The following is a 21,169-nucleotide window of genomic DNA, read 5'->3' as shown; positions in this document are numbered from 1 at the left end:
CATGACGCCGTCTTCGTGGATTGCTTGGCTGCGGCACCTCTCCTGGCCCGCACTGCGCCAGCAATGGGGCCGCCAGACCCTGGCCTTGCTGGCGATCGCGCTGGGCGTGGCGCTGGCCACGGCGGTGCAGCTGATCAACAGCGCCGGCCTGCGTGAGTTCGACGCGGCGGCGCGCGCGCTCAGCGGTCAGGCCGATCTGGAGCTGAGCGCGGCCACCGGCGCGCTCGACGAGGCCTTGTTCGCGCGCCTGGCCGAGCGCGAGGACGTGCTGGCGCTGGGGCCCATGCTGGAGGGCCGCGCTCAGCTGCTGGACGCCCAGGGCCAGCCCTTCAGCCTGCGCCTGCTGGGCGTGGACATGCTGCAACTGGCCCAGCTGCAGCCCGAGCTGCTGCCGCTGTTCGATGGCGAAACCCCTCCCGACCTGCTCGCCGATGGCCAGCTGTTTCTGAATCCCGCGGCGCTGCAGCGCCTTGGCCCCAAGCCGCCGGCCGAGCTGAGCCTGCGCCTGCAGCTCCAGGGCCAGCCACGCAGCGTCACGCTGCGCCTGGCCGGCCGCACGGGCACGCCGGGCGCGCCGCTGGCGGTGCTGGACATCGCCGTGGCCCAGGCCCTGCTGGGTCGGCCCGGCGAGCTGGATCGCATCGCGATGCGCCTGCTGCCGGGGCTGGACCCGCAGGCCGTGGCCGCCGGCCTGGCCCTGCCGCCGGGAGTGCGCGCACGCAGCGCCGCGGCGGCAGAGGGCCAGGCGGCGCAGCTGAGCCAGGCCTATCGCGTCAACCTGGGCGTGCTCTCGCTGATGGCGCTGTTCGTCGGCGGCTTTCTGGTGTTTGCGGTGCACACGCTATCTGTGGCGCAGCGCCTGCCCCAGCTGGCCCTGCTGGGCGTGCTGGGCATGAGCGCGCGCGAGCGCGCCGGCCTGGTGCTGGCCGAGGCCCTGCTGCTGGGCCTGCTGGGCAGCCTGCTGGGGCTGGCCCTGGGCATAGGCCTGGCGGCGCTGGGCTTGGAACTGCTGGGCGGTGATCTCGGCGCGGGCATGCTGGCTGGCATGTCGGGCGGGGTCAGGCCGCAGCTGCAGCTGCCCTTCTTGCCCTTGCTGGCGCTGGGCGGCCTGGGCCTGGCGGTGAGCCCGGCCGCCGCCGCCCTGCCCGTCTGGGGCCTGCGCCGTCTGCCGGCCGCCCAGGTGCTCAAGGGCCTGGGGGCCGATAGCCATCCGCGCCTGCCGCGCTGGCTGGGCCCGGGCCTGTTGCTGCTGGGCGGGCTGCTGAGCCTGACGCCGCCGCTGCAGGGCCTGCCGCTGGGCGCTTATGCCGCCATGCTCTGCCTGCTGTTCGGCGGCCTGGCGGCGGTGCCGGCCTTGGTGGATGGCTTGCGCCGCCTGTTGCCGCGCCGGCGCAGCGCGCTGGCCCTGCTGATACGCGAACGCGCGCACGACCAGGCGGGCGAGGCCACGCGCATGCTGGCCGGCGTGCTGGTGGCACTGAGCCTGTCGGTGGCGATGCTGGTGATGGTGGGCAGCTTCCGCGCCTCGCTGGACGCCTGGTTGCGCGACATGCTGCCGGCCGATCTGTTCGTGCGCAACGGCCTGCGGGCGGCGCGCCAGGAGGGCTTGCCGTTGCCGCCGGACTTTGTGCAGCGCCTGCGCGCCAGCGGCATCGCCGAGCGCATCGCCCAGCAGCGCACGCGCGAGCTCAGCGTGGCCGGCCAGCCGGTGCTGATGCTGGCGCGCGAGCTGCCGGACGATGAAGGCCGACTGCCGCTCACCGGCGCCCTGGCGGCGCCGCGCGGCCAGATGCCCAAGATCTATGTGAACGAGGCCATGCGCGACCAGCTGCGCCTGCACCCTGGCGACACGCCGAGCCTGGAGCTGGCCGGCCGGGCGCCGCTGCCGGTGCTGGTGCGCGGCGTCTGGCGCGACTACAGCCGCCAGAGCCCGGCCCTCTTGATCGCGCTGGCCGACTACCGGCGCTGGAGCGGCGATGCCGCGGCCACCGATCTGATGCTTTACCTGCCGCCGGGCACCGCGGACATGCAGGCGCTGCAACAGCGCCTGCGCGCCCTGGCCGAGCGGCCCGAGGACATCGAGCTGGCGGCGGCCGGCGAGCTGCGACGCTTCTCGCTGCAGCTGTTCGACCGCAGCTTTGCCGTCACCTACTGGCTGCAGGCCGTGGCCCTGGGCGTGGGCCTGTTCGGCGTGGCCGCCAGCCTCTCGGCCCAGGTGCTGGCGCGGCGGCGCGAGTTCGGCCTGCTGCTGCACCTGGGCTTCGAGCGCCGCACGCTGCGCCGCATGGTGGTGGCCGAGGCCCTGCTGTTCGGCGCGGCCGGCGCCATCGCGGGCCTGCTGCTGGGGCTGGCGATCAGCGCGGTGCTGGTATGGGTGCTGAATCCGCAGAGCTTCCACTGGAGCATGGACATGCATGTGCCGCTGGCGCGCCTGGCCCTGCTGATGCTCGCGGTGCTGCTGGCCAGCGGCCTGACGGCCTGGTGGGCGGCACGCGCGGCGGCCGGGCCGGATGCGCTGCAGTCGGTCAAGGAGGACTGGTGATGATGATGCTGCGGCGACGTGCTGTGTTGCCAGCGCTGGCAGGTTTGCTGGCGCGACCCAGCTGGGCCGCGCCACTGCAGTTTCCACGCGACCATGGCGCCCACCCCGAGACTGCGCTGGAATGGTGGTACCTCACCGGCCTGCTGAGCGTTGAGGACGGCGGGGGCGCCGCGGGCGGCAGGCCGCCCAGCCATGGTTTTCAGCTCACCTTTTTTCGCCTGCGCCGTGCCGAGGCGCAACAGCAGGTCGGCAGCTTCGCGCCGCGCCAGCTGCTGATCGCCCATGCGGCGCTGAGCGAGCTGGCGCCTGGTCGGCTGCGCCACGACCAGCACCTGGCGCGCCAGGGCTTTGCCCATGCCCATGCGGACGAGCGCGACACCGCGCTGCGCCTGGGCGCGTGGCGGCTGCAACGCAGCGTCGCGCCGGACACGGGCCTGTCGCGTTATGCCGCCAAGCTGAATAGTTTCCACGCCGGCTTCGCTCTAGACCTGCAGCTGTCGGCCGTGCAGCCGCCCCTGCTACAGGGCGAACAGGGTCTGTCACGCAAGGGACCGGATGCTGCCCAGTTCAGCCACTACATCACCGAGCCCCAGCTGCAGACCCAAGGGCAGCTCAAGCTCGACGGCCGCACGCTGCGCGTGCGCGGCCGCGCCTGGCTGGACCATGAGTGGAGCGATGCCCTGCTGGGCAGCGGCGCTGGCGACGCCGCGGTGGGCTGGGACTGGTTGGGCATCAATCTGCACGACGGCGGCGCGCTGACCCTGTTCCAGCTGCGCCGCGCCGATGGCAGCCGGCAATGGGCCGGCGGGAGCTGGCGGCGCGCCGACGGCAGCCAGGCCGAGTTCGGGCCGGAACAGCTGGGCTTTGAGGCCGGGCGGCGCTGGCGCAGTGCCGTCTCGCAGGCCGAATACCCTGTGGAATGGACCCTGCAGACGCCGCTGGGCCGCCTGAGCCTGCGCGCGCTGTTCGACGCCCAGGAGGTGGATGCGCGCCGCAGCACCGCCATGCTTTACTGGGAGGGTGCGGCCCGCCTCACCGACGCCCAGGGCCGCGAAATCGGCCTGGGCTATCTGGAGATGACGGGCTATTCCGGCCGCATGCCCCTACCCTAGCGCACAGCGGACCGCCGCCATGTCCCAGGCGGCCTGGCCCACGGTCTTGTAGAGCAAGGGTCCCTCGACCCGCACCTCGCCCGCCAGCAGCTCGGCCAGGCCATGCACGCGCGACCAGTCCACGCCGGCCTGCAGCAGGTCGCCGGCCTCGTGCCTTGCACCCTCGGGATCGTCGACGAAGACCTGGCGTGCCCGCACCTGGGTGGCGGGCAGCTCGGCCATGTCGGGGCGGAAGCTGCCGATGCCAACGATCAGGGTCTCGCTCGCCACCTCGTCGGGCAGCACCGCCTTGAGCGAGGTGGTGGCGGCGAGCACGCAATCTCCATAGTCATCGCCCTCGTGCCAGACCGTGGCCGCCAGGCCCGACGCGGCCAGGCGCTGTACGAAGCCGGCGGCGCCGGCGCGCCCCTTGATGCGCAGGCGCAGGCCCGGCCAGACCTCCAGCAGCGCTAGCGCATGCGACCAGGCCTGGCCGCCCGTGCCCACCAGGGTCAGGTCTTGCGGCACGCGGCCGAGCAGGCGCTGGATGCCCAGCAGGCTCACCGCGGCGGTGCGGCGCGCCGTCACCGTGCCGCCATGCAGCAGCGCCAGCGGGCTGCCGTTACGGGCATCGCTGGCCAGCACCAGCCCCTGGATGGTGGGCAGGCCCAGGGCCTGGTTGGCGGGCGTCACCGAGACCAGCTTGCTGATCGCGTATTGGGCGTCGGTGCAGGGCATGGCCAGGTAGCTGCCGCCCTCGGGCAGCGGCAGCACGGCGCGCGGGCAGCTGTGGATGTGGCCGGCACGCAGGTCCAGCATTGCCTGGGCCACGGCGGGTATCAGGCGTGCATAGGGCAGGCGTGCCGCGGTGGCCGCGGCGTCATCGAGCATTTGCATGTGGGGGAAACAGGCGTCAGTTGTTGTTATTCATCATGCTTGGCTTGCCGGGCAGCAGCCCGGCGCCGGCGCGCACGCAGTTGCGGCCCGCGGACTTGGCCGCGGCCAGGGCGGCGTCGGCGTCGTGGATCAGCTGATCCAGCGTCAGATGCTCGGGATGCAGTGCCGCCACGCCCAGGCTGACGCTGACGCGCAGCTCGGCGCCGTTCCAGGCCAGCTGCAGCGCCTCCACGCGCTCGCGCATGCGCTCGGCCACGTCCAGCGCGCCGAGCGGGTCGGTATGCGGCAGGAAGACGATGAACTCCTCGCCGCCGAAACGCGCCAGCACATCGGCGTGGCGCAGGGTTTCGACGCTGGCCGCGGCGATCTCGCGCAGCACCTGGTCGCCGCAGCGATGGCCGAAGCGCTCGTTGACGCGCTTGAAATGGTCCACATCCATCAGCAGCAACGCGCAGGCCATGTCGTAGCGGCGCGCCCGCGACCATTCGCGCTCCACCAGGTCGAGGAAATGGCGGCGGTTCAGGGTGCCGGTGAGTGGGTCCTCGGTGGCGTGGCGCAGCACGCCGTCTTGCGCGCGCTCGACATGCTGCACCAGGCGCAGCAGCAGATAGGCGCTCAGGCCGGTACAGGCCAGCGCCATGCCGCTGGCCACCAGGGCCGCGGCCAGATTGTCGGCCTGACCGAGCAGCGTCAGGCCGAGCTGCGCCAGCCCCAGGCTCAGCATCAACGCGCCGGCGCACAGCAAGAGCCAGGTGCGCAGCAGGCCCAGGCGTTGGACCCAGAGACCCAGCATGGGCAGCCAGCGTGGTGTGTCGATCTCGTTGAACGGCATGGCGAGGAATGGCGTGATGCGCCCGGCCATTGCAGCACAGCTTGCCCTGCCCGGCGCCGCACGTCCCCGGAATGGGGGATGGGCCGGGCGGCAGCGCGCACCAGCGCTTGACTTGCCCAGAATCAAGAATGCCCGAATCAGATGCACCGACACTGCGGACACATGCAGGAAGGAGACCTGAGATGACGATGCTGAATCCTGCGCCCATGCTGGCGCTGAACGACCTGGAAGCCGCGGTGGACGCGGTGCTGGAACGCATTCCGGGCGACATCGTGCTGGCGATCCCGCTCGGCCTGGGCAAGCCCAACCCTTTGGTCAACGCGCTCTACCGCCGCATCGCCGCGACACCGGCGCGGCGGCTCAAGATCTTCACCGCGCTGTCGCTGGAGCGGCCGGTGGGCAAGTCCGAGCTGGAGCAGCATTTCCTCGGGCCCCTGCTGGAGCGCGTGTTCGGCGACTACCCGGACCTGGACTATGTGAAGGCGGCGCGCGCCCAGACCCTGCCGCCCAATATCGAGGTGCATGAGTTCTTCTTCAAGACCGGCGACTACCTCAACAACGACGCGGCCCAGCAGGGTTTCGTCTGCACCAACTACAGCTTTGTGGCGCGCGACATGATGGCCCAGGGCGTGAACCTGATCGCCCAGGCGGTGGCGCTGCGCGAGGACGCCGCCGGCGCTCTGCAGCTCTCGATGTCCTGCAACCCGGACGTGACCCAGGAGCTGATCGAGCGCATGGCCGCCGCCGGCCGGCCGCTGCTGAAGGTGGCGGTGGTGAACGAGCGCCTGCCCTTCATGCCCGGCGCGGCGGCGCAGTGGCCGCTGGAGCGGGTGGACATCTTGCTGCTGCGTTGCCCGCAGGCCAGCCATGAGTTGTTCGGGCCGCCGAACGCCTCGATCAGCTGGGCCGACTACGCCATCGGCCTGCATGCCTCCAGCCTGGTGCGCGACGGCGGCACGCTGCAGATCGGCATCGGCTCGCTGGGCGACGCGGTGGCGCAAAGCCTGATCGTGCGCGATCGCCAGCCCGAGGCCTACCGCAACATCCTCGCCTCGATCTGCCCCGACGGGCTGGCCGGGCGCGAGCTCGGCGGCTTTGCGCAAGGGCTCTACGGTTGCTCGGAAATGTTCGTCAACGGCTTCATGCGCCTGATCGACGCCGGCCTGATACGCCGTGCCGTGTACGAGGACCTGGATCTGCAGGAACTGGCCAATGCGGGCCGGGTGGGCGAGCGCCCCGACCTGGCGGTGCTGCGGGCGCTGGCCGAGCGCGGCCGCATCGCCTCGCCGCTAGAGGCGCAAGACATCGCCTATCTGGAGCGCCTGGGTGCGCTGCTGCCCGGCCGCGTGCCGACCGGCACGGCGCTGGACGATGAGCGCGTGGCGGCGGCGCTGGGCGAGCGCTGGTTGCAGGCCACCATCATGCACGGCGGATTCTTCCTCGGCCCGCGCGATTTCTATCAGCGCCTGCGCGATCTGCCCGAGGCCCAGCTCGAGCGCATCTCGATGACGCGCATCGCCCATATCAACGAACTCTACGGTGACGCCCTGGGCAGCGAGGCCCTGAAGCGCGCCCAGCGCCGCGATGCGCGCCTGTTCAACACCACCATGAAGCTGACCCTGCTGGGCGCGGCCTCGTCGGACGGGCTGGACTCGGGCCAGATGGTCTCGGGCGTGGGCGGCCAGTACAACTTCGTGGCGATGGGCCATGCCCTGCCGGATGCGCGCTCCATCCTGATGCTGCGCGCCACGCACGAGAACCAGCATGGCCTCACCAGCTCCATCGTCTGGAGCTACGGCAACATCACCATCCCGCGCCATCTGCGCGATATCGCGATCACCGAGTACGGCGTGGCCGATCTGCGCGGCCAGACCGATAACGAGGTGGTGAAGCGCCTGCTGGCGATTGCCGATTCGCGCTTCCAGGATCAGCTCGTCGCCGAGGCCAAGGCGCATGGCAAGCTGGAGGCCGACTACCAGCTGCCCGAACAGTACCGCAACAACCTGCCGGCCATGCTGCGCGAGAAGCTGCGCCCCTGGCGCAACGAGGGCGTGCTGCCCGACTTCCCCTTCGGCACCGACCTCAGCGAGGACGAGATCACCATCGTGCGCGCGCTCAAGAAGCTCAAGCATGCCAGCGCGCATCCGCTGCAACTGCTGCCGATGATTCTCAAGAGCCTCACCGGCGAGCGCCCGGTGCCACCCGCCTACCTGGAGCGCCTGGGGCTGGACCAGGCCACGAGCTTCAAGGACTTGTTCATACGCAGGCTGTTTGCGGCGAACCTTTAGGCGGAGGGCCAGAGGAGCGATGCACGAGCGTCGACGCTCGTGCGTTGGTTCGTCTTGACCCCGGGGCAAGCACCAGCAGCGTCGGTGCCTATTCGGCGTTAGGCTTGGGCCGGATCATCAACAAGTGCAGGCGGTGCTTGCCAGTGATTCCCATGTCCACCTTTGACCCTATTTGGGCAACGGCGCCCATTTCGAGGCATTGATGAAAACATGGGCTGCCGTCCAAGTTTCGCTAGGGCTAGCTGCTTTGCGTTTAACAGGGCTTCTCTTCCTTCTGCAGCTGGTCGCTCCCCCTATGGACGGTACGACGTTGACTACTTCTACTAACCCAAGCTTGGCGCTCCAACAGTCGGCCTTCGGTCGCGGCTAAGCTTCGACACCATGCGCCACCATCCCTGGATCCCCCACCGTGCCCTCCCCCGTCATCGTTGCTCTTGACTATGAATCCGAGGCCCAAGCGCTGGCACTCGTTGCCCGCCTTGGTCCTGGCGCGGAGTTCTACAAAGTTGGTCTGCAGTTGCTGGTCGAGGCGGGGCCTTCGGTCGTGCGGGAACTCGTGCGCGCGGGCAAGCGTGTGTTCCTGGACCTGAAGCTGCATGAGATTCCCAACTCCGTGGCCGGTGGCGTCACGGCGGCAGGCAAGCTCGGCGCCAGCTTTGTGACCGTGCATGCCTGTGCCGGCTCCGCGGTCCTCAAGGCTGCGGTTGCGGCGGCCAAGCCGTTTCCCGAGTTGCGAGTGCTTGCGCTGACGGTCATCACCAGCCTGACAGACGAGCAACTTCCCGAAGTGGGGCTGGCGCCATCGGTGCGCACGCAGGTCGAGCGCCTGGCGCGGCTCAGCGCGGCATGCGGCTGCCATGGCGTGGTGGCGTCGGCCAACGAGGCTGCCTTCCTGAAGGCTCTGCTTCCGGCAGGTAGCCTGATCGTCACCCCAGGCATTCAGTTGCCTGCCACCGCCGCCAATGACCAGGCGCGCATCGCAACGCCGCAATTGGCAGCACGCGCTGGTTCGAGTCACATCATCGTGGGTCGCGCCGTCACGGCGGCCGAGGATCCGGTAGCCGCACTTGCTGCCGTGGCGCAGGCGTTCGCACCATGACGCAAATGCATGCCTCTGAACGGATGAGCCTCAAACTCCTGTGTTGGTCCCTGTGGCTGCTGGCGCTATGCCCCGCCCTGCCCGCCGCGGCCGAGCCGACGCAGGTGATCATCGTGCGCCACGCCGAGCGCGCGGCCGAGCCCAGGGACGACCCGGCGCTCTCGCCCGAGGGCAAAGAACGCGCGGCCTTGCTGGCCGAGCTGCTGGCCGCTGCCGATGTGCGCACCATCCTCACCACGCCCTACCGGCGCACCCGCGAGACCGCCGCCGCGCTGGCCCAGCGCCTGGGAATAGAGCCTACCGTGATCGCGACGCGGCCGGTCGACAACACCGCCCATATCGCCGCGGTCGCGGCGCAGGCGCGCCAGGCCTCCGGCGCGGTGCTGGTGGTGGGCCACAGCAATACCGTCGCGGGCATTGTCGCGGCGCTGTCCGGCAGCCAGCCGATGCCGCTGTGCGATACCAGCTATTCGAACCTGTTCATCGTCACGCCCGCCGCGCCGCTGCTGCCTGCGATCCAGCTAAAGTTTGGCCGGCCCGATCCGGCGGGAACGGCGCACTGCCAGTAAGTGAGTGGCCGGGCGCGTGGCGGGCGCAGTACCGTCGCCCGCGCCCCTACACTGCGCCGATGGACTCAGCCGCCACCACCGCCCCGCCCATCGCCGCCAGCAAACCCCAGGAACGCCCCAAGGGCAGCCCCAAGGCGCTTTCGGGCCTGCTGCCCTTTCTGCGCCCCTACCGCTTGCGCATCGCGCTGGCCGGTTTGTTCCTGCTGCTGGCCGCGCTCAGCACGCTGGCATTGCCGCTGGCCCTGAAGGTGCTGATCGACCAGGGCATCGTCGCCGCCGACCCGGGTGCGCGCGTGATGGCGCTGCGCGAGCATTTCCTGGCGCTGTTCGGCGTGGGCGTGGCGCTGGGGGTGTTCTCGGCCGCGCGCTTCTACATGGTGACCTGGCTGGGCGAGCGCGTCACCGCCGACCTGCGCAATGCCGTCTACCGCCATGTGCTGAAGCAGAGCCCCGAGTTCTTCGAGACCACCCAGACCGGCGAGGTGCTCAGCCGCCTCACCACCGACACCACGGTGGTGCAGACGGTGGTGGGCTCCAGCCTCTCGATGGGGCTGCGCAATATCGTGATGGGCCTGGGCGCGCTCATCATGCTGGTGGTCACCAACCCCTATGTGATGACCCAGGTGCTGGGCATTCTGGTGCTGGTGGTGCTGCCGGCGCTGTACTTTGGCCGGCGCGTGCGGCGCCTCTCGCGCGCCAGCCAGGACCGGGTGGCCGATACCAGCGCGATCGCCGCCGAGGTGCTGAACGCCGTCACCGTGGTGCAGAGCTACACGCAAGAAGGCGCGGAGGCGGGGCGCTTCAGCGCCGCCAGCGAGGCCGCCTTCGACACCGCGCGCCGCCGCACCAAGCTGCGCTCGGGCATGGTGGCCTTCATCATCAGCGCCACCTTCGGCGCGCTGCTGTGGGGCCTCTACCAGGGCACACAGGCGGTGCTGGCCGGCCGCATCACGCCCGGCCACCTGGGCCAGACCGTCGTCTACGTGACCCTCTTGGTGGGCAGCGTGGCGGTGCTGGCCGAGGTCTGGGGCGATGTGCTGCGCGCCGCCGGCGCCACCGAGCGCCTGATGGAGCTGCTCTCGAGTCGCTCGCCGGTGCTGGACCCGGCGCGGCCCCAGGCGCTGGCGGCCGTCCAGGGCGGCTCCAGCCTGAGCCTGCACGGCGTGCAGTTCCACTACCCCTCGCGCCCCGACCATGCGGCGCTGGCGGATTTCGATCTGGAGCTGAAGCCCGGCGAGACGGTGGCCCTGGTGGGTCCCAGCGGCGCCGGCAAGAGCACGGTGTTCCAGCTGCTGCTGCGCTTCTACGAGCCCCAGGCCGGCGAGATCCGCCTGGACGGCCAGCCGCTGCCGCAACTGGCCCTGCAGGCGCTGCGCCAGCGCATCGGCCTGGTGCCGCAGGACAGCGTGATCTTCTCCAACAACGCGCTCGAAAACATCCGCTACGGTCGCCCCGAGGCCAGCGATGCCGAGGTGATGGCCGCGGCCAAGGCCGCCTTCGCGCACGACTTCATCATGAAGCTGCCCGAGGGTTACCGCACCTTTCTGGGCGAGCGCGGCGTGCGGCTCTCGGGCGGGCAGCGCCAGCGCATCAGCATCGCGCGCGCCATCCTCAAGAACCCGCCGCTGCTGCTGCTGGACGAGGCCACCAGCGCGCTCGACGCCGAGAGCGAGCGCGTGGTGCAGGCCGCCCTGGAAGCCGCGATGCGCGACCGCAGCACCCTGGTGATCGCGCACCGCCTGGCCACCATCCAGCGCGCCGACCGCATCGTCGTGATGGAGCATGGCCGCATCGTCGAGCAGGGCAAACATGCCGAGCTGCTGAAGCGCGGCGGGCTGTATGCGCGCCTGGCGGCGCTGCAGTTCGAGGCCTGAGCGCCGGGCCGGCTCGTTCAGCGCGCCGCCGCCAGCTTCTCGGCCCAACGCTGCCGGATCTGCGCCAGCAGCCCCTGCGCCTCGATGCGCTTGTAGCCGGCCAGGTAGCTCTCATGGGCCCAGCGGCCGCGCGGGTGCTTGAGGCTGAAGCCAATCGACGCCGTCAGGCGGCCGCAGCGGAACACAAAACCCAGCTCCTTGCCGACCTGGGCGGCCAGCTGCTCGCGCGGCAGCAACTCGTTGTTGATGACCATGGCGGCATCGACGCGGCCGGCCGCCAGCATGCGCAGGCTGCGCTCATGCGAGGGCGAGGCTTCGAACAGCGCGCCGCTGCGGGCCAGCTCCAGGGTCTCGGCCGGGTAGTCCTGGCCGTCCGCGATCGCCACGCGGGTGCCGGCGGGCAGGCTGCAGCCATGCTCGGGCCGGGGCAGCGGCCGCCCACGGTGCTCGTAGAGGTCGGCGTCCAGCACCACCAGCGGCGGCTCGGCCAGCACGATCAAGTCCTGGTACTCGGGCAGCCAGTCCATGCTGAAGCAGGCCGCCACCTGCCCCTCAAGAACGCTGCTGAGGCAGGTCGCGCGCGGCACGACTCTTAGCTTGAACTGCACACCCGCGGCACGCAGTGCGGCGATCACCACCTCGTTGGCATAGCCACTGCCATCGGCGTATGAAAACGGCGGCGCGGCGTCCTCCACCATGATGTCCAGCGGGGGCGGCGGCCCGGCCCATGCGGACATGGTCAGCAGCAGTAGTAGGGCGGTGGCGATGGCGTGCATGGCGTCCCTCCGGCATGGCTCCGGCCTGCGCATTCTAGAATCCGCCCCCATGAGTGACCCATCCCATTCGCGCCCGCTGCGCAGCCAGTACGAAGACCTCATGCGCCATGTGGCCGAACATGGGGTACACAAGGGCGACCGCACCGGCACCGGCACCAAGAGCGTGTTCGGCCACCAGATGCGCTTCGACCTGCGCGAGGGCTTTCCGCTCGTCACCACCAAGAAGGTACACCTCAAGTCCATCATCCTGGAGTTGCTGTGGTTCCTGCGCGGCGATTCCAATGTGCAATGGCTGCAGGAGCGCGGCTGCACGATTTGGGACGAATGGGCGCGCCCCGACGGCTCGCTGGGTCCGGTCTACGGCGTGCAATGGCGCAGCTGGCCCAAGGCCGACGGCAGCCATATCGACCAGATCGCCGAGGTCGTGAAGCAGCTCAAGCACAACCCCGATTCGCGTCGCATCATCGTGAGCGCCTGGAACGTCGCCGAGCTCGACCAGATGGCGCTGATGCCCTGCCATGCCTTCTTCCAGTTCTATGTCGCCGAAGGAAGACTCTCCTGCCAGCTCTACCAGCGCAGCGCCGACATCTTCCTGGGCGTGCCCTTCAATATCGCCAGCTACGCCCTCTTGACCCATATGCTGGCCCAGCAATGCGATCTCGAGGTGGGCGACTTCATCTGGACCGGCGGCGACTGCCATATCTACAGCAACCATGCCGAGCAGGTGCAGACCCAGCTGGCGCGCGCGCCCTTCCCCTACCCCACGCTCAAGATCAAGCGAAAACCGGCCAGCATCTTCGACTACGAGTACGAGGACTTCGAGCTGCTGGACTATCAGCACCACCCGGCCATCAAGGCGCCGGTGGCGGTATGAGTTCGCTGACGCTGATTGCCGCCGTGGCACGCGGCGGCGCCATCGGTCGTGGCAACGAGCTGCTGTGCCGCCTGCCCGAAGACATGGCGCACTTCAAGGCCCTGACCCTGGGCCACCCGGTCATCATGGGGCGCAAGACCTGGGATTCGATCCCGGCGAGGTTCCGCCCCCTGGTCGGGCGCCGCAACATCGTGCTGTCACGCCAGCCGGGTCTGACGCTGGAAGGTGCCGAGGTGTTTGCATCTCTGCAGGACGCGCTGGCGGCCTGCGCGGACGACGCCCAGGTGTTCGTGATCGGCGGTGCGCAGATCTATGCGCTGGCCCTGCCGCTTGCCGACCGGCTTGAACTGACCGAGATCGACGCCAGCTTCGAGGGCGCCGACGCCTTCTTCCCCGCCTGGCGCGCCGAAGACTTCAGCGAGGTCTCGCGCCAGACGCAGCTATCTACGCAGGGCTGGCCCTTCCATTTCGTGCGCTATCAGCGCTAAGCAATTCGAGGAGTTTTCAAGATGTCCGGACATGGTTTTCACGTTCACGGCCCGCATGACCACGAGCTGGAGCATGCGGCCCAGCACGAGCCCAAGGGCCTGGCCGGCCAGCTGGCGGTGATCACCGCCATTCTGGCCACGGTCGGCGCGATGTTCTCGTATATGGGCGGCGCCACGCAGGCGAATGCTGGCCTGTACAAGAACGATGCCGCGATCAAGAAGACCGAGGCCTCCAACCAGTGGAACTACTACCAGGCCAAGAGCAGCAAGCAAAACCTTGCCGAGCTGGCCGCGGTGCTGGTGAGCGAGGACAAGCGCGCCAAATACCTCGACGAGATCGAGCGCTACAAGAAGGAAAAGGCCGAGATCAAGGACAAGGCCGAGGCGCTTGAGAAGGAATCGGCCGAGTTCGACCACCGGAGTGCCGAGCAGATGCACCAGCACCATCGCTGGGCCCAGGCCACCACGGCGCTGCAGATCTCGATCGCGCTGGCCGCGATCGCCCTGCTGACCAAGAGGCGCTGGATGGAGGCCGCCACCATCGGCGTGGGCGTGCTGGGCGTGCTGGTGGGCGTGGCGGCCTGGTTCCATCTGTAGGAAGGCCTGCCCCGGGCGCTAGCCTCAGCGCACCGGCAGGCCATGGGCGCGCCAGGCGCCCATGCCGCCGGCCAGATTGCGCACCCGCGTATGGCCATTGTGCAGCAGGTATTGCATGGCCTGCAGGCTGCGGCCGCCGGCGGCGCAGGCCATGATGAGGTCGGCGTCGCGCGGCAGCTCGGCGTGGCGGCGCTCCAGTTCGCTCAGCGGCAGGTGGATCACCCGTTCATGGTCGTAAGCGGCGCGCGCCAGCTCATGGGCTTCGCGCACGTCCACCAGCCAGCAGCCGCCGGCCTGCAAGGCCCGCAGGGCCGCGAGTGCATCGAGTTGCAGAAGAGGGGCATGGTTCATGGTCTTTTCTTGCCGGTGGCGGTCGGCTTGCTGGCTTGGAAAAAGGCGGCACGCTCGTCGATGAGGCGCGCCGATTGCCGGGCGATCTGGCCACAAACCAGGTCGCAGAGTTCGTAGACGGTGGCGTCGGCAATGCGGTAATAGGCGCTGGTGCCGCGGCTCTCGCGCAGCACCAAGCCGTGCTGCTGCAGCATGCTGAGATGCCTCGACACATTGGCCGCGGTGGAGCCGCACAGCTCGGCAATCTCGCCCACCTTGCGCTCCTGCTGACGCAGCAGGTTGAGGATCTGCAAGCGCGTCGGCTCCGAGAGCGCCTGGAAATAGCCTGCCACCTGTTCAAGCGCGGCCGCGGGCAAGCTTTTCATCGCTGCTTGAGCGGCATCATTTGAGTTTGGGGGCATGGCTGTCACCTTGTGGACTTGCTGCAATGTCTGTTTGACTATTTGCGTGACTGGTTAAATAATACGTTAACGATATTTGGTTGTCCAGCCATCCGGCTGAGCAGGAAAGAAGCCGCACCATGAAGAGCAACGCCACCCGTCACTCGCCGCGCCAGCAGCGCTGGCTGCTGCTGGCCAGCCTGGCCACATTGAGCATCGGCGCCGCGGCCGCAGACGCGCCGCTGGCGGCCATGCCGGCGCTGCGCAGCCTGACGGTGGCCGCCGCCAGCGCGAGCCAGACGCAGAGCCTGGACGGCGTGGTCGAGGCCCTGCGCCAGACCGTGGTGGCCGCCCAGGTGGCGGGCGCGATCGTGCAACTGGAGGTGAAGGCGGGCGACCGCGTCAAGGCCGGCCAGGTGCTGATGCGCATCGATGCGCGCGCGGCCGAACAGGCGGCCAATGCCAGCGAGGCCCAGGCCCAGGCGGCGCGCGCCGCGCTGCAGCTGGCCAGCCGCGAGTTCGAGCGCCAGCAAGCGCTGCACAAGCAGCACTACATCAGCCAGGCGGCGCTGGACCAGGCCGAGGCCCAGTACAAGGCCACCCAGGCCCAGGTGAATGCGCAGCTGGCGCAGCTGGCCGTGGCGCGCACGCAGAGTGCTTTCAATACCGTGCGCAGCCCCTATGACGGCGTGGTGGCCGAGCTGCCCGTGAGCCTGGGCGACATGGCCATGCCGGGGCGTGCCCTGGTGACGGTCTACGACCCCAGCGCGCTGCGCGTCAGCGCCAATGTGCCGCAAAGCGTCGCCGCTGGCCTGAACGCAGGCGCTGCGCCAGCGCTCGAGATTCCCGGCCTGGCTGCCGGCATGCTGGCGCCCACGCGCGTGCAGCTGCTGCCCATCGTGGATGCCGCCTCGCACACCTTGCAGCTGCGCCTGGATCTGCCGCCCAGGCTGAGCGGCGCGGTGCCGGGCATGTTCGCACGCGTCTGGCTGCCGGGTGCCGCCGCTGCCGGCGCCGCTTCACCCATGGTGCCGCGCACCGCCGTGGTCAAACGCGCCGAGCTTACCGGCCTGTATGTGCTGGACGGCCAGGGCAAGCCGCTGCTGCGCCAGGTCCGGCTGGGTGCGGTGCGCGGTGATCAGGTCGAGGTGCTGAGCGGGCTGAGCGCGGGCGAGAAGATCGCGCTGGACCCGCAAGCCGCCGCGCGCATCCGTTGAGGTCTGACCATGCATGCATCGCACACCACGCCGAAGCACCTGGGCGCCTCCGGGCGCATCGCCGCCTTCTTCCAGTCGGCACAGATCACCCCCCTGCTGGCCCTGGTGGCCCTGTTGCTGGGCATCTTCGCGGTGCTGGTGACGCCGCGCGAGGAGGAGCCGCAGATCAACGTCACCATGGCCAATGTGCTGATTCCCTTCCCGGGCGCGAGTGCCCGGGACGTGGAGCAGATGGTGGCGACGCCGGCCGAGCAGGTGCTGGCACAGATTGCCGGCATCGAGCATGTGATGTCGGTATCGCGCCCCGGACTGGCGGTGCTGACGGTGCAATTCAAGGTGGGCGTGCCGCGCACCGAGGCCTTGGTGCGCCTGCACGACACCGTGGCCGCGAATGCCGACTGGCTGCCGCCAAACCTCGGCGTGCTGGCCCCCATCATCAAGCCCAAGGGCATTGACGATGTGCCCATCGTGACGCTGACCCTGTACGCCAGGCAGGCCGGCTCCGATGCCGTCGGTGCCTTCGACCTGGAGCGCGTGGCGCACAGCATGGAAGCCGAACTCAAACGCGTGCCGGGCACGCGCGAGGTCACGACCATAGGCGGCCCGGGCCGCGCGCTGCGCGTGCAGATCGACCCGGCGCGCCTGAACGGCAGCGGTCTGACGGTGGCCGAGCTGCGCCAGGCCTTGCAATCGGCCAATCTGGGCCTGCCGCTGGGCGACCTGCTGCAGAACAACCAGGCGATTGCGCTGGAGGCCGGCCCTTTTCTGCGCGATGCGCGCGATGTGGGCGAGCTGATCGTTGGCGTGCAGGGCGGCAAGCCGGTGTTCCTGCGCGAGCTCGCCACGCTGGAAGACGGGCCGCTCACGCCCAGCCGCTATGTCTGGCACGGCGAGAAGGTGGACGGCAAGGGCCAGGAATACCCGGCCGTGACCATCGCCATCACCAAGAAAGCGGGCGAGAACGCCATCGATGTGGCGAATGCGGTGATGCAGCGCGTCGAGGGCCTGCGCAACACCGTGATCCCGGCCGAGGTGTCGGTGGCCGAGACGCGCAACTACGGCGCTACCGCGAATGACAAGGCCGGCAAGCTGATCCAGAAGCTGCTGTTCGCCACCGCCTCGGTGGTGGCCCTGGTCTTCATCGCGCTGGGCCGGCGCGAGGCCGCCATCGTCGGCAGCGCGGTGATGCTGACGCTCACCGTCACCCTGTTCGCCTCCTGGGCCTGGGGCTTCACGCTGAACCGCGTCTCGCTGTTCGCGCTGATCTTCTCGATCGGCATCCTGGTGGACGACGCCATCGTGGTGGTGGAAAACATCCACCGCCACCAGCAGCTCTTCCCCGGCCGCAGCCTCAGAGACATCATTCCCGGCGCGGTGGACGAGGTGGGTGGCCCCACCATCCTGGCCACGCTGACGGTGATCGCCGCGCTGCTGCCGATGGCCTTCGTGTCGGGCCTGATGGGCCCCTATATGAGCCCCATCCCCATCAATGCCAGCATGGGCATGCTCTTGTCGCTGGCGATTGCCTTCGTGGTCACGCCCTGGCTGGCCGGAATCTGGATGAAGGCCCTGCCCGCCGCCGCCACGCAGGCCGACCCGCATGCGCTGCACGGCCTTTCGGCCAAGCTCGCGCCGCTGTTCGAGCGTGTCTTCAAGCCGCTGCTGGACGTCCAGCGTGGCGCACGCAACCGCAAGCTGCTGGGCCTGGGTATTGCCGGCCTGATCGCGCTCTCGCTGGCGCTGCCGGTGGCCGGACTGGTGCACTTGAAGATGCTGCCCTTCGACAACAAGTCCGAGTTCCAGGTGGTGCTGGACATGCCCGCCGGCACGCCGCTGGAGCAGACCGCGGCGGTGCTGCACGAGCTGGGCGCGCAGCTGGCCACGGTTCCCGAGGTGACCGACTACCAGGCCTATGCCGGCACCGCCGCGCCGATCAATTTCAACGGCCTGGTGCGCCAGTACTATCTGCGCGCCGGCAGCGAGCAGGGCGACATCCAGGTGAATCTGCTGGACAAGCATGCCCGCCATGAGCAAAGCCATGCCATCGCCACCCGGCTGCGCTCGGCGCTGCAGGAAATCGGCAAGCGCCATGGCGCCAACGTCAAGCTGGTGGAGGTGCCGCCGGGCCCGCCGGTGCTCTCGCCCATCGTGGCCGAGATCTACGGCCCCGAGGCCGAGGGCCGCCAGCAGGTGGCCAAGGCGCTGCGCGCCGTGTTCGAGCGTCAGACCGGCCTGGTCGACGTGGACGACAGCAGCATCGCCGCCGCGCCGCGCAAACTGCTGCTGGTGGACCGCCGCAAGGCCGCGCTGCTGGGCGTGCCGCAGCAGGCCATCGTCAGCACCTTGCGCACGGCCCAGGCCGGCGAGGCGGTGAGTTATCTGCACGACCAGAGCAAATACCCGGCCGCGGCCACGCTGCAGCTGGCGCCCGAGTCGCAGGGCGATCTGAACGCCCTGCTCTCACTCACGGTGCGCGCCAGCAGCGGCAAGTTGGTGCCTATCCGCGAACTGGTAACGGTGAGCGACACGCTGCGCGAGCAGCCCATTTACCACAAGGACCTGCTGCCGCTGAACATGGTGGTGGCCGACATGGCCGGCAAGATCGACAGCCCGCTCTACGGCATGTTCGGCATGCGCAGCGAGCTCGCCAAGATCAAGGCGCCCGACGGCGCCTCGCTGGCCGAGCATTTCATCAGCCAGCCGGCCGATGCCTACCGCGGCTACGCGATCAAATGGGACGGCGAATGGCAGATCACCTACGAGACCTTCCGCGACATGGGCGCGGCCTATGCGGTGGGCCTGGTGCTGATCTACCTGCTGGTGGTGGCGCAGTTCGGCTCCTACCTGACGCCGCTCATCATCATGGCGCCGATCCCGCTCACCATCATCGGCGTGATGCCCGGCCATGCCCTGCTGGGCGCGCAATACACCGCCACCAGCATGATTGGCATGATCGCGTTGGCCGGCATCATCGTGCGCAACTCCATCCTGCTGGTGGACTTCATCAACCTGCAGCTGCGTGAGGGCATGGCGTTCGAGCGCGCCATCGTCAGCTCGGCCATCACGCGCGCCCAGCCCATCATGCTGACCGGCCTGGCCGCCATGATGGGCGCCTTCTTCATCCTCGATGACCCGATCTTCAACGGCCTCGCGATCTCGCTGATCTTCGGCATCTTCGTCTCCACCATCCTGACCCTGGTGGTGATCCCGACCCTGTACTACATGGCCTACCGCAAGCGCCTGCACTTGCTGTTGCCCGCCTGATCCCGCTCTTCTTTCTCACAACCACTCAAGGAGTACACCATGAGCACTTGGCAAGTCGTCCGCATCGTCGCCGGCGCATTCATCCTGTTGTCGCTGGCCCTGGGCATTCCTGGCAGCCCGCTCTATATGTCGCAGTGGTGGCTGGCCTTCACCGCCTTCGTGGGCGTGAACCTGCTGCAAAGCGGCTTCACGCGCTGGTGCCTGATGGAAAGCATCTTCGCCAAGCTGGGTCTGAAGCGCGCCAACTGACGTCCCTCCATCCAGCGCGCCGGCTCTGCCGGCCTCAGACAGGAGACAGACATGGCCCATATCGTCATCCTCGGCGCCGGCATCGGCGGCATGCCCGCGGCCTACGAGCTGCGCGCGGCGCTCGACAAGAGTCACCGCATCACGGTGGTGAACGCACTGGACTATTTCCAGTTCGTGCCCTCCAACCCCTGGCTGGCGGTGGGCTGGCGCGAGCGCGATGGCATCAGCTTTGCGCTGCGCCCCTTTCTGGAAAAGAAGGGCATAGAGTTCGTGGCGCAGCGCGTCACGCGCATCGATGCCGAGGGTCAGGCGCTGGAACTGGCCGACGGCGAGCGCCTTGCCTACGACTATCTGGTCATCACCACCGGCCCCAAGCTGTCTTTCGACGAGGTCGAGGGCGCCGGCCCCGGCGGCCACACGCATTCGATCTGCACCATCGACCACGCCGAGCAGGCGCGCACCGACTATCTGCGCTTTCTCGACGATCCCGGCCCGGTGATCATCGGCGCCCTGCCCGGTGCCTCCTGCTTCGGCCCGGCCTACGAGTTCAGCTTCATCGTCAACACCGATCTGCGCCGGCGCAAACGGCGCCACAAGGTGCCCATGACCTTCGTGACCAGCGAGCCCTATATCGGTCACATGGGCCTGGGCGGGGTGGGCGACTCCAAGTCCATGCTGGAAAGCGAGTTCCGCAACAACGACATCAAGTGGATTTGCAATGCCAGGGTCAGCAGGATAGAGGCAGGACTCATGCATGTCAGCGAGCTCGACGAGTCCGGGCAGCTGAAGAAGGAGCACCAGCTACCCTTCAAGTTCAGCATGATGCTGCCGGCCTTCAAGGGGGTGGATGCGGTGGCCGGCGTGGAGGGCTTGTGCAATCCGCGCGGCTTCGTGCTGATCGACGAATTCCAGCGCAGCAAGAAGTACCGCAACATCTTTGCGGCCGGCGTATGCGTGGCCATACCGCCGGTGGAGGCCACGCCGGTGCCCACGGGAGCGCCCAAGACCGGCTACATGATAGAGACCATGGTTACCGCCATCGTGCACAACATTGCTGCTGAGCTGGCCGGTCAGCCCGCCGAAAGCAAGGGCAGCTGGAACGCCATCTGCCTGGCCGACATGGGTAACACCGGCGCCGCATTTGTGGCCCTGCCGCAGATCCCGCCGCGCAACGTCAACTGGTTCAAGAAGGGCAAGTGGGTGCACCTGGCCAAGATCGCCTACGAGAAGTACTTCATGTACAAGATGAAGACCGGCAGCTCCGAGCCCATCTATGAGAAGTATGTGCTGAAGATGCTGGGCATCAAGCGATTGGAAGACAAGTCATGAGCAGCGACGAGTTGATCAGCATCGAACTGCGGCAACGGCAGGACTACTGCTTCCAGGCCAGCTTTGGCGCCGGCTTGCCCGAGCTGTTATGCGACGAGCCGCCGCCCATGGGTGGCGGGCTGGGCCCCTCGCCGGTGCAGCTGCTGTGCGCGGCGGTGGCCAACTGCCTGTCCGACTCACTGCTGTTCGCCTTGCGCAAGTACAAGCAGGCAGCCGAGCCGCTGAGCTGCCGCGTCAGCGCCGAGATCGGCCGCAATGCCGAGGGGCGCTTGCGCGTGCTGGCCATGCAGGCGCGGCTGCAGCTGGGCGTGCCAGCCGCGCAGCTGCAGCATCTGGACCGCGTGCTGGCGCAATTCGAGAGCTTTTGCACCGTCACGCAGAGCGTGGGCCAGGGCTTTCCGGTGGCGGTGCAGGTCTGGGACGCCGACCAGCAGCGCCTGCAATGAAGCGAG

The 21,169-nt window shown here is 68.9% G+C and carries 19 protein-coding genes; 14 read left to right on the top strand and 5 right to left on the bottom strand.

The features are described from left to right. Position 1: 1 nt before the first annotated feature. On the top strand, positions 2-2,542 hold the full coding sequence (locus tag WG898_RS16675; RefSeq protein WP_339603926.1) for an ABC transporter permease: 2,541 nt from the start codon (positions 2-4) through the stop codon (positions 2,540-2,542). Next, the gene (locus WG898_RS16670; protein ID WP_339603925.1) at positions 2,542-3,654 is read left to right on the top strand and encodes a lipocalin-like domain-containing protein; all 1,113 of its coding nucleotides are present in this window, start codon (positions 2,542-2,544) and stop codon (positions 3,652-3,654) included. The genes WG898_RS16675 and WG898_RS16670 overlap by 1 nt, the downstream gene beginning before the upstream one ends. Here the strand turns inward: WG898_RS16670 and WG898_RS16665 are convergent. Together WG898_RS16665 and WG898_RS16660 are read right to left on the bottom strand one after the other, a co-directional pair. Continuing rightward, positions 3,646-4,530, bottom strand: a complete 885-nt coding sequence (locus tag WG898_RS16665) for a delta(1)-pyrroline-2-carboxylate reductase family protein (RefSeq protein ID WP_339603924.1) — start codon at positions 4,528-4,530, stop codon at positions 3,646-3,648. The two genes, WG898_RS16670 and WG898_RS16665, sit on opposite strands and share 9 nt — an antisense overlap. A 16-nt stretch (positions 4,531-4,546) precedes the next feature. Next, complete coding sequence (locus tag WG898_RS16660; RefSeq protein ID WP_339603923.1) at positions 4,547-5,392, bottom strand: GGDEF domain-containing protein; 846 nt, start codon at positions 5,390-5,392, stop codon at positions 4,547-4,549. A 152-nt stretch (positions 5,393-5,544) separates the two neighbouring features. Here WG898_RS16660 and WG898_RS16655 point away from each other — a divergent pair, with 152 nt between their 5' ends. The 4 genes from WG898_RS16655 (at position 5,545) to WG898_RS16640 (ending at position 11,192) form a co-directional block, all read left to right on the top strand. Next, positions 5,545-7,650: an acetyl-CoA hydrolase/transferase C-terminal domain-containing protein gene (locus WG898_RS16655; protein ID WP_339603922.1), complete on the top strand. Its 2,106-nt coding sequence runs from the start codon at positions 5,545-5,547 to the stop codon at positions 7,648-7,650. Between the two features lie 409 nt (positions 7,651-8,059). Next, positions 8,060-8,749 (top strand): orotidine-5'-phosphate decarboxylase, encoded by a 690-nt coding sequence (gene pyrF, locus WG898_RS16650; RefSeq protein WP_339603921.1) that lies wholly within the window; start codon positions 8,060-8,062, stop codon positions 8,747-8,749. A gap of 23 nt (positions 8,750-8,772) precedes the next feature. After that, on the top strand, positions 8,773-9,318 hold the full coding sequence (locus WG898_RS16645; protein WP_339603920.1) for a SixA phosphatase family protein: 546 nt from the start codon (positions 8,773-8,775) through the stop codon (positions 9,316-9,318). A gap of 59 nt (positions 9,319-9,377) precedes the next feature. Next, a complete protein-coding gene (locus WG898_RS16640) occupies positions 9,378-11,192 on the top strand; it encodes an ABC transporter transmembrane domain-containing protein (RefSeq protein ID WP_339603919.1) in 1,815 nt (604 codons plus the stop codon). Between the two features lie 17 nt (positions 11,193-11,209). Here the strand turns inward: WG898_RS16640 and WG898_RS16635 are convergent, their stop codons facing one another. Then, complete coding sequence (locus WG898_RS16635) at positions 11,210-11,968, bottom strand: substrate-binding periplasmic protein (RefSeq protein WP_339603918.1); 759 nt, start codon at positions 11,966-11,968, stop codon at positions 11,210-11,212. Between the two features lie 49 nt (positions 11,969-12,017). Between WG898_RS16635 and WG898_RS16630 the strand changes: the two genes are divergently transcribed. Genes WG898_RS16630 through WG898_RS16620 form a run of 3 tightly spaced genes read left to right on the top strand, consistent with a single transcriptional unit; the run spans position 12,018 to position 13,927 of the window. After that, the gene (locus tag WG898_RS16630) at positions 12,018-12,842 is read left to right on the top strand and encodes a thymidylate synthase (protein WP_339603917.1); all 825 of its coding nucleotides are present in this window, start codon (positions 12,018-12,020) and stop codon (positions 12,840-12,842) included. Next, positions 12,839-13,330, top strand: coding sequence for a dihydrofolate reductase (locus WG898_RS16625; RefSeq protein ID WP_339603916.1), 492 nt, complete (start codon positions 12,839-12,841; stop codon positions 13,328-13,330). Before WG898_RS16630 ends, WG898_RS16625 begins: the two co-directional genes overlap by 4 nt. 21 nt (positions 13,331-13,351) lie before the next feature. Then, positions 13,352-13,927, top strand: a complete 576-nt coding sequence (locus WG898_RS16620) for a DUF4337 domain-containing protein (RefSeq protein WP_339603915.1) — start codon at positions 13,352-13,354, stop codon at positions 13,925-13,927. A gap of 24 nt (positions 13,928-13,951) precedes the next feature. Here the strand turns inward: WG898_RS16620 and WG898_RS16615 are convergent, their stop codons facing one another. Both WG898_RS16615 and WG898_RS16610 read right to left on the bottom strand, forming a co-directional pair. Then, a complete protein-coding gene (locus WG898_RS16615; protein ID WP_339603914.1) occupies positions 13,952-14,278 on the bottom strand; it encodes a rhodanese-like domain-containing protein in 327 nt (108 codons plus the stop codon). Continuing rightward, positions 14,275-14,643 (bottom strand): ArsR/SmtB family transcription factor, encoded by a 369-nt coding sequence (locus WG898_RS16610; RefSeq protein WP_339603913.1) that lies wholly within the window; start codon positions 14,641-14,643, stop codon positions 14,275-14,277. Before WG898_RS16610 ends, WG898_RS16615 begins: the two co-directional genes overlap by 4 nt. Before the next feature lie 155 nt (positions 14,644-14,798). Here WG898_RS16610 and WG898_RS16605 point away from each other — a divergent pair, with 155 nt between their 5' ends. From WG898_RS16605 to WG898_RS16585, 5 genes are read left to right on the top strand one after another with little or no spacing between them, the layout of a single operon-like run. Next, positions 14,799-15,875: an efflux RND transporter periplasmic adaptor subunit gene (locus tag WG898_RS16605; protein ID WP_339603912.1), complete on the top strand. Its 1,077-nt coding sequence runs from the start codon at positions 14,799-14,801 to the stop codon at positions 15,873-15,875. Between the two features lie 9 nt (positions 15,876-15,884). Then, positions 15,885-19,139, top strand: a complete 3,255-nt coding sequence (locus WG898_RS16600) for an efflux RND transporter permease subunit (protein ID WP_339603911.1) — start codon at positions 15,885-15,887, stop codon at positions 19,137-19,139. 39 nt (positions 19,140-19,178) lie between these two features. Further along, a complete protein-coding gene (locus WG898_RS16595; protein ID WP_339603910.1) occupies positions 19,179-19,388 on the top strand; it encodes a YgaP family membrane protein in 210 nt (69 codons plus the stop codon). 51 nt (positions 19,389-19,439) lie between these two features. Then, positions 19,440-20,717 (top strand): NAD(P)/FAD-dependent oxidoreductase, encoded by a 1,278-nt coding sequence (locus tag WG898_RS16590; protein WP_339603909.1) that lies wholly within the window; start codon positions 19,440-19,442, stop codon positions 20,715-20,717. Further along, entirely contained in the window at positions 20,714-21,163 is a 450-nt protein-coding gene (locus WG898_RS16585; RefSeq protein WP_339603908.1) for an OsmC family protein, read from the top strand. Before WG898_RS16590 ends, WG898_RS16585 begins: the two co-directional genes overlap by 4 nt. The last annotated feature ends 6 nt before the right edge of the window (positions 21,164-21,169 follow it).

The organism is Paucibacter soli (genome assembly GCF_037482845.1).
GTDB classification, from domain to species: domain Bacteria; phylum Pseudomonadota; class Gammaproteobacteria; order Burkholderiales; family Burkholderiaceae_C; genus Paucibacter_B; species Paucibacter_B soli.
Note: the sequence above shows the minus strand (reverse complement) of the source record. Positions and strands in the feature narration are given on the sequence as shown.